Source organism: Rhodococcus sp. JG-3, from assembly GCF_000482405.1.
Lineage (GTDB): Bacteria > Actinomycetota > Actinomycetes > Mycobacteriales > Mycobacteriaceae > Rhodococcoides > Rhodococcoides fascians.
Window position 1 is genome coordinate 1 of record NZ_AXVF01000008.1, and the last position, 14,785, is coordinate 14,785.

15 protein-coding genes, 1 pseudogene and 1 riboswitch are annotated in these 14,785 nt (G+C 65.0%); of the genes and pseudogenes, 7 read left to right on the plus strand and 9 right to left on the minus strand.

From position 1 onward, the window contains the following. The 7 genes and pseudogenes from K414_RS25700 to K414_RS28050 all read left to right on the plus strand — a co-directional run. A pseudogene (locus K414_RS25700) lies at window positions 1-660 on the plus strand (TniQ family protein); the annotation flags it as partial. A 178-nt stretch (window positions 661-838) separates the two neighbouring features. After that, window positions 839-2,011: a site-specific integrase gene (locus tag K414_RS0100960; protein ID WP_027494235.1), complete on the plus strand. Its 1,173-nt coding sequence runs from the start codon at window positions 839-841 to the stop codon at window positions 2,009-2,011. A 101-nt stretch (window positions 2,012-2,112) separates the two neighbouring features. Further along, window positions 2,113-3,102 (plus strand): hypothetical protein, encoded by a 990-nt coding sequence (locus tag K414_RS0100965; protein ID WP_052059180.1) that lies wholly within the window; start codon window positions 2,113-2,115, stop codon window positions 3,100-3,102. A 259-nt stretch (window positions 3,103-3,361) separates the two neighbouring features. Further along, entirely contained in the window at window positions 3,362-4,348 is a 987-nt protein-coding gene (locus K414_RS0100970) for a DUF302 domain-containing protein (RefSeq protein WP_080729192.1), read from the plus strand. Continuing rightward, complete coding sequence (locus K414_RS0100975) at window positions 4,349-4,900, plus strand: sigma-70 family RNA polymerase sigma factor (RefSeq protein ID WP_027494238.1); 552 nt, start codon at window positions 4,349-4,351, stop codon at window positions 4,898-4,900. Further along, window positions 4,897-5,574: a zf-HC2 domain-containing protein gene (locus K414_RS0100980; protein WP_027494239.1), complete on the plus strand. Its 678-nt coding sequence runs from the start codon at window positions 4,897-4,899 to the stop codon at window positions 5,572-5,574. The genes K414_RS0100975 and K414_RS0100980 overlap by 4 nt, the downstream gene beginning before the upstream one ends. Before the next feature lie 504 nt (window positions 5,575-6,078). After that, complete coding sequence (locus K414_RS28050) at window positions 6,079-6,714, plus strand: uracil-DNA glycosylase (RefSeq protein ID WP_051364861.1); 636 nt, start codon at window positions 6,079-6,081, stop codon at window positions 6,712-6,714. Window positions 6,715-6,745: 31 nt separating this feature from the next. Here K414_RS28050 and K414_RS25710 read toward each other — a convergent pair whose 3' ends face one another. From K414_RS25710 to K414_RS0101035, 9 genes are all read right to left on the minus strand, one after another. Next, a complete protein-coding gene (locus K414_RS25710) occupies window positions 6,746-7,093 on the minus strand; it encodes a hypothetical protein (RefSeq protein WP_051364864.1) in 348 nt (115 codons plus the stop codon). Window positions 7,094-7,188: 95 nt separating this feature from the next. Next, the gene (locus tag K414_RS25715) at window positions 7,189-8,361 is read right to left on the minus strand and encodes a TDT family transporter (protein WP_080729195.1); all 1,173 of its coding nucleotides are present in this window, start codon (window positions 8,359-8,361) and stop codon (window positions 7,189-7,191) included. 69 nt (window positions 8,362-8,430) lie between these two features. Continuing rightward, a complete protein-coding gene (locus K414_RS0101000) occupies window positions 8,431-9,336 on the minus strand; it encodes a LysR family transcriptional regulator (protein ID WP_230074817.1) in 906 nt (301 codons plus the stop codon). A gap of 170 nt (window positions 9,337-9,506) precedes the next feature. Further along, window positions 9,507-10,517 carry a bile acid:sodium symporter gene (locus K414_RS0101005; RefSeq protein WP_027494241.1) on the minus strand — a complete coding sequence of 337 codons (1,011 nt, stop codon included), beginning with the start codon at window positions 10,515-10,517 and terminating at the stop codon, window positions 9,507-9,509. Window positions 10,518-10,537: 20 nt separating this feature from the next. After that, on the minus strand, window positions 10,538-10,969 hold the full coding sequence (locus K414_RS0101010) for a MerR family transcriptional regulator (protein ID WP_027494242.1): 432 nt from the start codon (window positions 10,967-10,969) through the stop codon (window positions 10,538-10,540). 312 nt (window positions 10,970-11,281) lie between these two features. Beyond that, a complete protein-coding gene (locus K414_RS28055; RefSeq protein WP_051364869.1) occupies window positions 11,282-12,160 on the minus strand; it encodes a phosphatase PAP2 family protein in 879 nt (292 codons plus the stop codon). A 367-nt stretch (window positions 12,161-12,527) separates the two neighbouring features. Next, complete coding sequence (locus tag K414_RS0101025; protein ID WP_027494243.1) at window positions 12,528-13,088, minus strand: universal stress protein; 561 nt, start codon at window positions 13,086-13,088, stop codon at window positions 12,528-12,530. Between the two features lie 26 nt (window positions 13,089-13,114). Further along, complete coding sequence (gene crcB / locus K414_RS0101030; RefSeq protein ID WP_027494244.1) at window positions 13,115-13,480, minus strand: fluoride efflux transporter CrcB; 366 nt, start codon at window positions 13,478-13,480, stop codon at window positions 13,115-13,117. Beyond that, on the minus strand, window positions 13,477-13,962 hold the full coding sequence (locus K414_RS0101035) for a CrcB family protein (RefSeq protein ID WP_027494245.1): 486 nt from the start codon (window positions 13,960-13,962) through the stop codon (window positions 13,477-13,479). The genes crcB and K414_RS0101035 overlap by 4 nt, the downstream gene beginning before the upstream one ends. A 17-nt stretch (window positions 13,963-13,979) precedes the next feature. Continuing rightward, window positions 13,980-14,070, minus strand: a riboswitch (Fluoride riboswitch). Between the last annotated feature and the right edge of the window lie 715 nt (window positions 14,071-14,785).

Here is a 14,785-nt window from a genome sequence, read left to right on the forward strand (position 1 = left end):
CATGCAATTTTCTGGGATCAGGTCCGGTTCGGTTCGGACGAACGGGTCTCGCCCGTTCCGGTTCCCTCAGCGGTCACGGACCTCGATCGGCGCAGCACCGAGGCTCTGACGACGGGATGGGTGGAACTCGGCCCAGGCCGGGTACATGCCGCAGTGTGGTTCCGGCTTCTGCGCACCGTCGTCGACGAAGTGTCCACGCCACTGGTTCGCACCGGACGGTGGGCGACGAGGCTCGTTGCGATCTGGAAGGCCGCCGGTCGTTCTCGCCCGTTGCGGACCGCGTGGGTTCCGTTCGAGGACCTGCACTGGGACGAGCAGGCGACAGTCCTCGAGGCCGCAGCGATCGGCATTGCGATGGTCGAGAGCGGTGAGATCGATGCCGGCGGTGCGCACGCATCTCTGCTGAGCCCACGACCGTATGAGCCGGTCGATCCTGGGACAGCTCCGACGCGCTCGTCTTATCCCGCACCCGAGCGCGATTTATGGGCTGACGCGCACGCTGCGGCCGAGGCCGCCATCGCGGCAGCGCGCGTCGATCCCGCATCCGCCGGTTCGTTGTACAACTTCCTGCGCTGGGGGTGCCGCACCGCAGCGGAGCTGGATGAGACGGTGCAACTGTTCCTCGACCACGGGATCCCGCTGCACCATCCGCCGACATAGCTATCGCCCGATGGAGCGACAGCCGAGAAGCCCGTTTTCGCGCCGGGGTCATAGTCACCAACGTTGTTTGTGCGGTGACCGACGAGAATTTTCCTTCCCGCACCGTCTCCGCGGAAACGCCTGCTCAGCGTGCTTTCGGCCTGAGAAGTCTGTCGGGAGGGCCCGCTACAGTCCAGCCATGACAGATCGCCAGCTCGTAGACGGCCCGACCACGATCCCGGCTGTCGTGCCGGGTGCCGCGGCGGTGTTTCCAGACCTACCGCCCGAGGTTGCTGCTCGGATCGAGCGTTCCATGGCCGCGTCCCGCTCGACCGGTACCCGCCGGGCCTACACCTCGGCGTGGCGACGCTTCGAGACCTGGTGCACCGTCGCCGGGCACCACGCGTTGCCGGCGCATCCCGCGACAGTGGCGGCCTACCTCGTCGCCGCGGCCGACACGCTCACCGTCGACGGGACGCGGGCGTACGCGGCCGCGACGTTCGGCAAGTGGATTGCGGCGATCGCCGACCGCCACCGCGCTACCGGACACGACAACCCGTGCGGGCACGAGATGGTGCGCGCCACCCTCGCCGGTATCCGGCGGGACTACGCGTCGGCGGGGGAGCGGCCCCGCAACCCGCGCGCACCGCTGCTGACCTCCGACATCACCACGATCGTCGACCACGCCCGACGCACTACAGCGGGGTGGGCGTCGGAGGTGCTCGAACGCCGCGACACCGCGCTGCTGCTGATGGGATACACCGGCGCATTTCGACGCAGCGAACTCGTAGCGCTGGAATGCCGCGATGTGCGCCGCGACCGTCTCGACGGTGCGCACGTACGGATCCGAAGATCGAAGACCGACCAGGACGGAACCGGCATCGGAACGGTGAAAGCGCTTCCGTTCACCGACTGCCACGAATCCTGCCCGGTCTGCGCGTGGGTGCGATGGCTGCAGATCGTCGCCGCGTTCGACACCGGGGGCAGAGCCGCCGTCATTCGACTGCTTTCTCGCGCAGCACAATTCGACTCCCATCTCTGCCGCGGCACCCTGCCGACCGCCGAGAAACGGTCGCCGCTGTTCCGGTCTGTCCGCAAGAACGGCAACCTCTCCGACACTGTGTTGTCCGGGGCAGCGGTCCATGCGGCGATCCGCCGCCGCGCAGCTCACGCCGGGTACGACCCCGAGACTGTCATGCAGCTCGGCGGCCATTCCCTGCGGGCAGGATTCGTCACCCAAGCCTTCCGTAACGGTGCCGATGCACATGCGATCATGCGCCAGACCGGGCACACCACACCCGCAATGGTCGAGACATATGCCCGCGAGCACGCCCCTCTGGTCGGCAACGCGGTCACCGAACTCGGTCTATGACCGGGCGTGTGACTTCACCCGTGAACGCCGATAGGGCGACCGGGGTAGATGCTGACCACGACGACTGCACCGGTTCGATTCGACCAGCGGATATCACGAACGTGGCGGTGCCGAAGCGGGATCGGCACACGTGGTCACTGTTCGAGGACTGGTGCACCGCCCATGACGAAACACCACTGGCGGCCTCCCCGGATTCACTTGCTCGGTTCCTCTCGGCGCACCCCGCGGCGTCCACGACCCAGCGCCGCCGGATCGCGGTGATCGACGCCGCCCATTCCCGGCACCTGTTACCCCAGCCGGGCCGTGCGGAGGTCGTCCGGGCTGCGCTGGACGTGGCGCGTACGGCGCGCCTGCACGAGCTGGCAGCCGTGATCGGCGGCGTCATCGCGCGCCTCCCCGAATCCGGTTGGCCGTCCGAACTGTTCGCGCGGCGAGACGCCCTCGTCCTGGTCTTTGCCTCGACCGGTCTGCCGTACACCCAGATCGCGGCCCTGCGGCCCTGCGACGTCACCGCCGATCCGAGGATCGATGCCCTTCGTATCGACACAGGCCGCGGCGTTCGCACCGTCACTCCTCTCGCACTGATGGAGACGGGTATCTCGCCGCGGACGGTGTTCCAGCGCTGGTTGGAGGTGCTGGGCCATCACACGCGGTACCCGAACACTCGAATGCTCGCCGACGCTCTCGATGCCGTGGGCGGTACCGGGCTCAGCGGATTCGACCGGTACGTCGATCCGGCCGGTCGACAGCCGCTGTCGACCGCAATCGACCGGTGGGGTCACACCCCGCTGACTGCGACTGCACTTACCGCCCATGCGGTCGCCGACATCGTTCGAGCGCACCTGGACGGACGAGCACCTGTGCACCGACACCATTCGGTGCAGGCACGGCAGCCGAGCACAGATCTCGTACCCAAGCCCGCCTCGGCTTCGCTACTCGACCCCGGCTACTACGAACACGGGACTCGGGCACGCCGAGACGCACACCAGCTACTCGGTGGCGTCGATTCGACGCTCGACGACGTCGAAGAGCGTGCGGATTCACTGTTGAAGCGGCTTCTCGAATTCGTCGAGGCAGAAGTGCCGCCGTGAGGTCGGCCGTTCGTGCCGCGAAGATGGTCCCTGCACCCGTTCAGGCCGCTTCTGTGGCGTGGAGACGCTCGACGAGACCGGGGTGAACCGATCGATCAGATCTCCGCTTGCGTGAACTCGACTGTGTCGCCCTCCGGTGCACCGACATTCCGGGAGCAATCGCCGGAGGGAACTTCGGTTCGGGTGAACCCCTCAGGCTCGGTGTGCGTACACCACAGTGAAGCCCACCGCTGGCGTGGGCACGAGGACAGGACACGTGATGAGCACTTCAAGGTTCCGTATGGCAACGTCGCTGCTCGCGTCGGCGGCGGTGATCGCCCTCGCCGGGTGCGGTTCCACCGAACCCACCGGTTCGGTGGCGGTGTCGAGCACTCCGGTGTCCACGTCGGCGGACGCGAAGGCTGCGACACCCGATGTGGCACCGTCCGAACCCGGACTGGTGGTGTACGCCAGTAACTACTCTGTGAGTGACACGGTCTCTCGGGTACAGCGCGCGCTGGAGACGGCGGGAGCTGTGGCAGCCACTGTGGATTTCGAGAAGTTGGCACAGGGAGCAGGTGAGACGATCCGCCCGACCACCGTGGTGATCGGGGGGAATCCGAAAGCGGCGTCGCCGTTGATCGCCGCGGACCAACGGGCCGCGATCGACCTTCCACAGAAGTACCTGGTCTGGCAGGCCGCCAACGGAACGGTGTTTCTGGCATACAACTCCGCCGAGTACATCGCGACGCTCGCAGGCATCCCGGTCTCGTCCGACGCCCTCGACGGACTCCGGGCCGGCTCGGCATCGACCGCGTCCGATGCGACGGGATCCTCGGCGGCCGCCGCAGAGGGCACCGATGTGTCCGCAGCGCCGGGATACCTGGTCGAGAAGACCAGTGATGCATCGGTTGCAGCGTCCATTGCCCGATACGAGGCAGCGTTCGCGGCCAAGAATCAGCCCACAGTCGCAACCGTCGATCTCGCGTCCGCCGCTGCCGAGACACCTCTGAGGCCCACCATGGTCACCTACGTCGGTAATCCTGCGGTCTCGACTGCGCTGGTCGGAGCGCAGCAGACCATGGGGATCGACCTCCCCGCCCGATACGTGGCGTGGCAGGATGCCGAAGGGATCGTTCACGTGGCTCACCCCGATATCCGTGTACTCGCCGCTCGGCATTCGATCTCGCCGACCAATCCTGTTCTCGACATGGTCGCCGCCGCCACGACCGGTTTCACCGATGCCGCTTCCGGCTCGGGCAGTTAGGTGGACGGTGTCGAATCCGGCTCACAGCACAACCACCAGCTCGTCGATGCGTCCGAAGTCGCCATGTCGGCGCTCTTCCGCGAGCACCAGCACGCAGTGACTCGATTCGTCAGCCGCTACACCCAGACCCGCGAGCAGTGTGAGGACATCGTCCAGGAGACGATGTTGCGCGCGTGGCGCGGGATCGACCGCATCGATGTGACGGCAGCATCGACGCGGTCCTATCTCATGACCATCGCGCGAAACGTACTCACCGATCAGTGGCGGGCGAGCACGAGCAGGCCGACTCTCGTCCACGATCAGATCGCACTCGCCGCCGAGTGCATCGACGACGAATTGGGCGGGGTCCTCGACGGGTGGCTCATAGACGAGTCGCTGCGTCGGTTGTCCGAGGAGCATCGAGCAGTCATCGTGCTCATCTACTACGAGGGTCGAACCGTCTCCGAAGTGGCCGCGCACCTCGATATCGCGGTCGGCACGGTCAAGTCCCGCTCCTATTACGCTGTGCGTGCCCTACGCCGGATCTTCGACGAGTTGGGATTGATTCCATGAGCTCAGCGCACGACGAGATCCGACCACTGCTCGGGGCGTACGTACTCGACGGACTCGAGCGCGACGACCGAGCAGCGGTACGACGACACCTCGACGACTGCCTTGCCTGCCGAACCGAAATCGACGTCCTGGCACCCGTCGCAGGAGTGCTTCGACGTCGCAGGCAGCCAGCAGATCTCTCACCGGTGCACTCGACGGCCGGTGCAGACCAGCGACTCGACCACCTGCTGAGCGCGATGAGGCATCAACGGACCTCCGAGAAGAGGCGGCGGCGAGTGTGGACTGCGGTGTCGGCGACCCTCGTTCTGGGAGTCGCTGCGGCGATCGTCCCGCTCAGTACCCTCGCCCGCTCCGACGATTCGACAACGGTGAACGATGCGGGTGCCCGCCCGCTCGTTCTGTCGAGCACCGTCGGGGCCACAGGTGACCTCGAGCTCACCACGAAAGCCTGGGGCACATCGATCGACGTCGACGTTCAACAACTCCCCGGCGCAGGCATCCTCACTCTGCAAGTGGTCGGCAACGACGGGACTCGACAACAAGCAGCTCAATGGTCGGTCACCGCGAGCCGAGCAGCAGCGGTGACCGGCGCAACGTCCCTTTCTGTCGAGGACATCCACTCGATCGTGATCGACGATCCGGCGGGCAACACGATCGCGCGGGCCTCTCGCTGAGACCGAGTCGTCACGGACACGGGCAGGTTTCGATGCGGTGCCTCGGACAGCGTGTCGGTCGCGTGGCCGCCCGAACGGCTGGACCGCGGTCGAGTGAGATCGGGACGCTGACGACGTACCCCGGATCGACATCCGAGTCCGAACGCGCTGGCTCTGCGTTCGCCGCACCGCATCGGTCCGTCGCTCGTTTTCCGGACTCATTCCAGAAAAGTCGTGCATACTTTCGGTCGGTTCGGTACCCACTGTGGCATATACCAAGGGGGGTATGTAAGTACCCTAGGGGGTATCCGACCTGATCTGGAATCGAAGTCGATGAGAAGACGGGTGCAATAGGCACCACACGGCCTGTCGTGGTTATCTCATAGGTGTGTTCAGGCAGCGGAGTCGTCAAACGCTCAGCAGTGGTCGTCGAGGCGAGCCACCGAGAGCTGGCGTCTACGGCTCACGGTGCGTTTCCCCATGGCCAGCAGTACGTGTGGCGTGGGTCAGCAGTGAGTGCGGCGTATGACAGATGATGACGTGTGGTCCGGAAAGCACGCCCGAGCGCACGATGCCCCGGTCCGCTCACTCAATGCGTCGGTGTTGCGATGGAGGATCGACACTGCACGGTCCATTCCACTGTTCGATCCCGACGACGGCGGCGACGCGGCTCGCTGTCTGGTGCTGTTGGAGTCTCCGGGGCCGAAAACGATACGTCCGGGCGGGACCAACATGTGTTCGTTCGACAATCCAGATCGAACGAACCCCGTGCTGAAATCGGTGTTCGCCGACGCGGGTATCGACCGGGTGCAGTGCGTCAAGTGGAATATTGTGCCGTGGGCAGTGCTCGATGACGCCGGTCATCCGGTATCGCCGACGGCATCCGTTCTCGGTGAGGCGGGCCCATATGTCGGCGAGCTTATGGCCTTGCTGCCGAAACTGGAGGTGGTTTTCGTTCTTGGTGCGAAGGCTCTCGATGGCTACATGCGCGTCATCACTGCATCTGCTCCCACCCGCCTCCTCCCGGTGATAGCGGCACCGCACCCCTCGGCTCGCAACGCACACGCACCGGCGGCTGCTCGCCAGCGGTTGATCAACGCAGCACTGTCGGTCGCAACGCACCTGGAGAAGGCACCTGAACCCCGCACTGTGCTGAGGTAGGGCGGATCGTGCTGCTGCTGCCTCCGACCGGTCAGTCCTGGTGGGGCTGGCGTTCGCCGGTGTCGGTGTCGATGTCGATCACCTCGTCCGGGCTGTCGGGGTGGTACTGGATGATGTGTGGTTCGGCGGCACCCCGGCGTGCACCGTCTCGATATGAGAACCAACATCCCGCGAACAGCACCACTGTCACGATCGCTGCGACGACGGTCCAGCCCTCGAACCCGCCGGCGAGGGCCGTGAGAAAGGCCCCCGCAGCAGCTGTTCCCGCCATCAGCAACAGCCAGGTCAGATAATTTTCGGTGACTCGTGCCCAGACGCGTCCGCGGCTGCCCCGTCTCGGGGTATCGGAAGTCGGTGTGTCTGCATTCGGTGTGTTCATCGTGATCGTGAGTCCTTTCCGGGGTCAGTGGTCGATTGGATCAACGCTGTTCGTTCGGTATCAGCGTTCCGAGTGGGTACTACCCGGCGGTCGGTTCAGCTGGGTTGAAAAAGTTTTCCTTGCACGCTGCCGCGGAGAGTGTGGGCGGCGACTGTGCCCCAGGCTGCGAGCAAGGCCGCATACAGTCCGATTGCAAGGGCCTCGACCGCGGCCGACCCCAGAGCGCCGCCGAGGGCAGTGGCACCGGTGACGCAGGTGCCGATGGGGAAGGTGAACGACCACCAGGTCAGTGAGAATGTCAGTCCCTTCTGGGCGGCATGGATGGTGAGGGCGGTTGCGAGGGTGAACATCAAGACGCCGAAGCCGCCCATCGTCAGTCCGTACAGAATGCCGAACACGTGCAGGCCGGTTGCGACGGAGGCGGTCTCGCCGGTGAACACCAAGGGTGCATCGTTGCCGAGCAGGTTCGCGGCGGTGATCGATTGACCGATCATGCCGAGGGTGATCCACACCGTCGGTGCTGCCTGGACCGGCGGGATTCCGCCGTGGACGAGCCGTCCGTAGATGAGCGTCATGGTCAGCATTCCGATGATCAGTGACAGCCCGAACATCGCGTAGCAACCGGACAGCATGGCCAGGCGCCATTGCCCATCCGCGATATGAGGGAGCAGCAGCGCACCGGTGGAGGCGGACACCATCGGCGGTACGACGGGCATCAACCACGCCGGGAGTGCGACGGCGGTCTGGTGATCGTGGGCGGTGATCATCAGGTAGGGCACGAGAATGCTGGTGATCAGCCCGAGGGCTGTGCCAGCGGTCCACAGGACGGCAAAAATCACGGTTGCGGGCGCCGCTCCGATGACGTCTTTGCCCAGCAGCATCGTCCCGGCACCGACGGTCAGCAGCGCCATGGGGGGTGCGCCGTAGAACTGCACCATCACCGGATGCGCGGCGTGCTCACGCGCATACTGCCGGTGTCGGATCCAGTGCACTGCGAAGGCACCGGAGAGTGTGATCAAGGCGACCGACGCTGCGATCCACACGATCGTTGCGAACACGTGCAGTCCGGGGATGTGGGCGGGCAGGGTGGCGGCGGCGTTGGCGACGATACCGGTGCCCATGACCGAGGCGAACCAGTTGGGGGTGATGTGTTCGAAGATCTGGCTCGGGTGGTCGAGGTCGGAGAGCACCGGCCACTTGCGCGGCCGCTCGGTATCGTCGCCGCGCCGAGACGTGATGGAGGAGCGGTGCAGAGCTGTCGTGGTCATGACTTCCAGCGTCCTCGCACACAGTCGTCACCGGTAGACACCGATTACCTGGCCGGTCCCAACCTCAGGTTATGACTGCGGGGATTTGAGGGCGACGACGAGCAGGTCGCTCGACGGTCCTCGCAGTTCACGGCCCGCGGGCCACACGGCACGCAGGAACCGGCGCAGGTCGAGCCCCTCTGTGTGAACGCGGGCCAGCGTTCCGGCGGCGATCTCGGCGGATACCGCGAGGGAGCTGAGTACGGCCGGTGCGAGGCCGCCGATGACGGCAGCTTTGATGGCAGTGGTGGAGGACACCTCGAGCAGTGGCGCGGCGAGTGGGCCCGCAGTCCGGAGCGCACGTTCGAGCGCGAGACGTGTGCCGGACCCGGGTTCGCGGGTGACCAGCGGTGTCGCGGCCAGTTCGCTCGCCGTGATCGTTCGTCGAGCCCATTGATGATCGGGGGCGACGACGACGACGAGTTCGTCGCGGGCAACGTCCTTCGAGTGGAGTCCGCTGGGCAGATCGGGGCTTTCGACGAATCCGATGTCGGCGCGGCCGTCGAGCACCGATGCGGCTACGTCGACAGAGTTTCCGGAGGTGAGAGTCGGTGTGATGGAAGTGTCGTGGGAGCGCAGTGTGATGAGCCATCGCGGTATGAGGTATTCGGCGATGGTGAGGCTTGCGGCGATACGAATGTGGCTGTGGCGGTCGGTGCGCAGCATTGCGATGCTCGTGGCGAGCTCGGCGGCTTCGGCGATGACGCGCTCGGCCCAGCCGGCGACCAGTTCGCCGGTTGCGGTGAGGGTGGCACCTCGCTGCCCGCGATGCAGGAGTGCTACCCCGATGCGGCTTTCGAGTGCTTTCAGGCGTGCGCTCGCCGCTGGCTGCGACATGTCATGCGCCTCCCCTGCGCGTCCGATGCTTCCCAGCTCGGCGACGGACAGCAATAATTCGTAGCTGATCAGGTCGGTCACATGGGTCGGCAGGGGCACGGTGCCAGCGTAGAGACTGCAGTCGTAGCGGGCGCGGAGCCCACAGGCGCGTTTGCCGGAAAAGTCCCCATTCGATGCTCAATGCTCGCGGGAAGTGGAACGGGGTCGCGGCACTGGATCCCGTGGTTCGTTCACCCTCACTGACGCCACCTGCTTTTATCCAGTTCTCGTCACCCAGGATTGCCTTGGTTCGTGCGAGTTGTTTCGAACTTCACCGGTGCTCTCGCAGCGTGAGCTGGGACAAGGCAGGGGATGAGTCGGACGTAGGCGACCATTCCGATCAGCTCCACCAGTGTCTGCGTCACCACGACCACGGCAGCAAGAGACAGTGCTGGTGGCAGCGCGAGCGCCAGCGGCAGAACGACCAACGAATTTCGGGTGGCACCGGAGAAGATCAAGGCCCGAGCGTCCGGGACGTCCAGGCGGGTCACTCTGGCCGTCGCCCATCCGACAACCGCCATGATGACCAGGAACGCGACGAAGATCGGCACCGCGGCAAACAGCTGGGAGCCTTCGGAGCGGACTGCGTCGATCTGCGACGCCACGACGACGGCAAGAGTGGCCATCATGACCGGCACCATCGCCGCGGCCATCACATCCATGATCTGGGTGCCGATACGCCGACGACGCGCAAGTGCTTGCGTCAGGGCCGCCAACACCAGAGGAACAACGATCAACAGCACGAACGCTTCGACGAACGGTGCAATGTCGATGATCTCCACCAGCTCGGACCCGACGAACAACCACAGGTAGAGCGGCAGGAACGCGATCTGCAACAACATCAACAGCGGCGCGCTCGCGAGGAGCCGTTCCGACGCTGCACCGGCCAACCCACTGAAGACGATGACGTAGTCGATGCAGGGAGCCAACAACACCAACAGCACACCGACGAGTACCGCCTGATCAGCAGCAACGAACCGGGTCAGAGCGAATACGACGATTGGAACGAGCACGAAATTCAGTACTACGACGCTGAGCAAGAATGTGCCGTCGCGCAGCGATGCGCCGATGGCGGAGAACGGAACCGCGAGGAACGTAGCGTAGAGCAACACGATCAGTACCGGATTGATAGCAATCTCGAACGCATGCGCCGACGACGGCGCACCCAAACCGACACCGCCACCGATGAGCAGGGCCAGCAGGTAGAGCGGGATCTGGAACTTCTCCAGCCACGCCACCACCGAGGTGGTGCTCGATATGTTCATGCGGTGCCCACCGCGGTGTTCGCTGAGATCAGCCAGGTGCAGTCCGGATTGCATGGCGTCGGCGCGTCGGGTGTGTCCCCGAGCCGGGCCAGCGCGTCGGTCAAACTCTCACGCAGAGCGGTCAATTGAGCGATCGATTCGTTGGCGTGCGCGATGTGGGACTCGATGGCGGGGCCGAGTTCGGCTTTGACTGCTGCGCAGGAGTCTTTCTCCCAGACACGAAGGAGAAGTTTGATCTCCGGCAGCGACAGGTTCAGGCTCTTGGCGGCGGTGATGAACGCCAAGCGTTGCCGAGCGCGGTCGTCGTAAACGCGGTAACCGTTCGCCGAACGGTCCGCCGGGAGCAGGCCCTCGCTTTCGTAGAACCGTAGCGTGGTCGCCGGGACGCCGGTCGCCGATGACAGCTGTGAAATGCGCAGAGCGGACATGCGCACGAGGATAAACCTTCGAGTCGGGTGGAAGGTCAAATCCTTGACCTTCCACGCAGGTGCTGGGGCTAACGTCGGGCCATGTTCCCAGCGAGACCGCGCCCGGACGTCCGGGCGCTCATCCGTCTAGACCTGACGCCTCTCAGCGAGATGAAGGCCCCGTCGGCGTGCACGCTCTCAACGGCTGACCAACCTGAGGGTATCGAGTTGTGGGCAACGATCCTCACCTGCGCTACCAGCCGCGGACGGTCGACGGCGGACTTGTATTCACCTTCCCGTCACGTAGTGCTCGGAGTCGGAGTGGGTCCGCGATCAGTCGGGTGAGGCTGCCTGAGGGGTCGGTCCGAGCCGGACATTGACCCAGTGTCGGACCGGAGGGATCGACCACATGGTCCACAGTGCGAGGAGCGCAGTGCTGGCGGCAAGAATGCTCGCGGCGACGTCGAGCGGGAAATGTACGCCGAGGTACAGCCGGGAGGCAGCGACGGCGAGCGCGAACAGCACTGATGTCGTGCGGGCCAACCGCCGGACAATTACGTGCGCCCGAGCGGTGAGCAGGACCACAAGCCCGATCATGGCCGCAGCCACCGCTGTATGTCCAGACGGGAACGACCACACGGTGTCGGGAGGAATCAGCCAGAACCGTTGCGGGGGACGGGGTTCGCGGATGCTGTATTTCGCGATTGTCGACACGACGAGGGTAGATGCCATCACTGCCAGGGCCCATGCCGCGTCGACCCGTCGGCCTCTCCACGTGAGCCATGCGGCGATACCGATCGCCACCACGATTCCGACGACCGGTTGTGCGCAGTCCGTGACAAATTCGGCGAGGGCAGTGGCCCAGCCGGCGCGATGAAGGGCGATACGGTCGTGGAACCGCAGACCCGCCTCTGTCACAGCAGTGGTGGAGGCGAGAGTGCCGGCGGCGAGCAGTGCGGCAAATGCGAGCAGAGCGGCGGCAAACGGCCGAATCCACGGACGAGCAGGAAACATAGGTGACTTTCCTTGGTTGGGTTGCGTGGGATGGACGGTGGGGTGCCAGGTGCGGCGACGACCGGTGGCGAGTAGGGCGGCCACTGCGATGACCTGGATTGCGGGAACGACGGTGAGCGACGCGGGAATCGAATGTCGTAGAGCAGATCGGTTTTCGGCTGGGGAACGGATGGCTTTGCCGCTCCGTTCGTCGATCACGAGAACGCAGACGCGCCAGTGCGCCGGCGATCCAGAGGAAGTGCACGGCGATGACGGGGTGGGCGTAACCGGAAACGTCGACGCCCAGAAGCGGCGGCTTGGTGTATGCCACCGGGCCGGAGACCGAGCGCACCATCAGCGCTGCGACCTCGTCGGATGCGGTGACCACACCCCGACGACGAAGGCGGTAGCCCCCCGCGAGGCGAGGGGGCCGGTGATCGAGCGGGCACCTTCGTAGACGAAGTCCGCGAGCATGCTGACCGTCCCGAACGCGACAACGAACCGACACGCCCCCCATCGATGGTCGTGGCGGTTCGGTGGATTTCTTTCTGGAAGCGCGCGGCGGGAACCCGGTGCGGCGGATGGGTCACCGGCGTGTTTGGGCTGCGTCACTATGCTGCCTATCGGTAGCGGGGACGAGGAGGACCGGGCGGTGGGCGTGGCGGGCGAGTGTCGCGGACACCGATTCGCCGACGGCCCTCTCCACCAGTGACATCATCCCGCCGCGGGTGGTACCGATGATGATCATCAGGGCGTCGTTGGCGTCGGCGATCGTGGTCAACAGTCGAGCCGGGTTGCCCCGCCTCGAGTAGAACGCCCAGTTCCCGGGGATGGCGGCCAGCATCGCGCATGCCTCGCGGCGCTCTTGTTCGACAGCGTCGGCGATGCGTTGTTCCCAGTCGTCGCTGTCCGGGTCGATCGGCAGGTCATCGGTGTCGACGATGTGCGCTACATGCAGGAACGCGTTCAGTCGACCGGCAAGGTCCATCGCGTAGGTCAAGGCAGCGTGGCTTGCTGGGTGCCGGTCGAACCCCACGACCAGGTGGCACACCGGTTCTACCGAGGCGGCGGGGCCGTCCACCTGTAGCGGAGCGCGCCAGTCCCCTAGGTCGTCGCAGGAGGCGTGGCTGGGATCGTCCTCGGTCATTGTTTTCTCCTCATATTGTTTTCTCCTCATACGGAAGCCAGGACGAGACCGGCACCGCCGGCGACGACAGTCACCAGCAGGGTGCCGACCGCGTTCAACACGCCAGCGATGTACTTCTGACGTTGGATCAGCCGCACCGTCTCGAAACTGGCGGTGCTGAAGGTGGTGTACCCGCCGCAGAAACCGATGCCCACGATCAGCTGAAGTTCCTGGGGTAGTCCGTGGAAAAGGATCAGTCCGGTGACGAATCCGAGGAGCAGTGATCCGGTCACGTTGATGATCGCTGTCGCCCAGGGAAAATCCGACGCCCGGCGGTGCCTGATGGCCCCGTCGAGCACAAAACGGACGATCGCCCCTGCACTGCCCGCGCAGGCGATCCAGAGTGTCGTCATTGTGTTGCCTCCGCGGGCCGTGTCCGCAGTCGCGCGGCGATCGCGATTCCGGCGGTGGTGGCGACCAGACCCACCAGTACGGTGCCGGCCGCGTAGCTGCCGGCGGCCCACCACTGATGGCTGCGCAGAAACAGATCGGTATCGACGGCCAGTGTGCTGTAGGTAGTGAACGAACCGAGCATCCCGGTGCCCACCAACAGCCGGACCCGCTGCCGCCACCCTGTGTCCGGGCCCAGGCGAGCCAATCCCTCCAGCAGCATTCCGAGCAGGAACGCCCCGACGATGTTGATAGCGAAGGTCGTCACCGGCCAGCCACTCGCGGCAGAGGAACACCACAGTCCGAGTTGGTATCGGAGCGGGGCCCCGACCAATCCACCGACACCGACGGCGGCGATCGCGGACGCTCGCGCATGCAGCGGGCTTGGGGGCGCACTGTCGGGATCGACCGGTAGGGTCGGATTCGGGTCGTGATGGCCGTTCATGGACAGACTCCTTCCACTCAGGGAAAGGAGCCATCAGCCCCAGGGTTGGGGCGGTTCAGACAACCCCCTACGGGGCGGTCTCGGCGGAGATCCATCGCCGGACACCACTATAGCCTGACCAGGGATCGACCCAAGCAGATCCGATGTACGTTCGAGATTCTCGGTCAGCAGGCCGAGGTGTCTATGTGCCAGCGCTGCAGCTCAACAACCGAACCCGGTTGTTGAGCTCGACTAACGGCCACGACGGCACCGGCCACGACGGCACCGGCCGTGCAACGGGTCGGATTGGACACCTGTGTTCGCGTATCAAGCCCGGTATTCCCGATCCGCCGACCACCGCGATCTTCTCAACACGGGTACGTGGCACACGGCGTCACCAAGACGCTGAACATTTCGCCGAACACAGCATTGTCGTCGAACTCAGAGCGGGCACCAGGCTCGGAACCGAGGTTCATTGCCACGCCGCATCGACACGCAGTCGACTAGACCACACTCGAACATGAACTGCGCCACCCAATTTAACCCCACTGCAGTAGGTCGAGAGTGAATCGGGATACTTCGAATCGAACGCATAGAACGTCTGGCGCACAAGCGCACTCAACATACCGGTGACGAGCTACGTCAAAGTCAAAGACTCCAAGGGAACACACACGACGTGTCGAGGGCAATCATGTTCACTGGTAGATCGAGGACTTTTCGATCACAGAAGCTGTTCTATATGGTGGTTGTACGCGTAGCTCGGCGGGATGAATGCTACTGACCGGCGCTCCCGTGTGGTGGGTAAGTGCAGTCGTCTTCTGAACTAGTGCAGTCGTCTTCTGAA

Coding starts and splice junctions, on each gene's coding strand:
- K414_RS0100960 (WP_027494235.1), top strand. CDS start 839: ATGACAGATCGCCAGCTCGTAGACGGCCCGACCACGATCCCGGCTGTC.
- K414_RS0100970 (WP_080729192.1), top strand. CDS start 3,362: ATGAGCACTTCAAGGTTCCGTATGGCAACGTCGCTGCTCGCGTCGGCG.
- K414_RS0100980 (WP_027494239.1), top strand. CDS start 4,897: ATGAGCTCAGCGCACGACGAGATCCGACCACTGCTCGGGGCGTACGTA.
- K414_RS28050 (WP_051364861.1), top strand. CDS start 6,079: ATGACAGATGATGACGTGTGGTCCGGAAAGCACGCCCGAGCGCACGAT.
- K414_RS25710 (WP_051364864.1), bottom strand. CDS start 7,093: ATGAACACACCGAATGCAGACACACCGACTTCCGATACCCCGAGACGG.
- K414_RS25715 (WP_080729195.1), bottom strand. CDS start 8,361: ATGACCACGACAGCTCTGCACCGCTCCTCCATCACGTCTCGGCGCGGC.
- K414_RS0101010 (WP_027494242.1), bottom strand. CDS start 10,969: ATGTCCGCTCTGCGCATTTCACAGCTGTCATCGGCGACCGGCGTCCCG.
- K414_RS0101025 (WP_027494243.1), bottom strand. CDS start 13,088: ATGACCGAGGACGATCCCAGCCACGCCTCCTGCGACGACCTAGGGGAC.
- crcB (WP_027494244.1), bottom strand. CDS start 13,480: ATGACGACACTCTGGATCGCCTGCGCGGGCAGTGCAGGGGCGATCGTC.
- K414_RS0101035 (WP_027494245.1), bottom strand. CDS start 13,962: ATGAACGGCCATCACGACCCGAATCCGACCCTACCGGTCGATCCCGAC.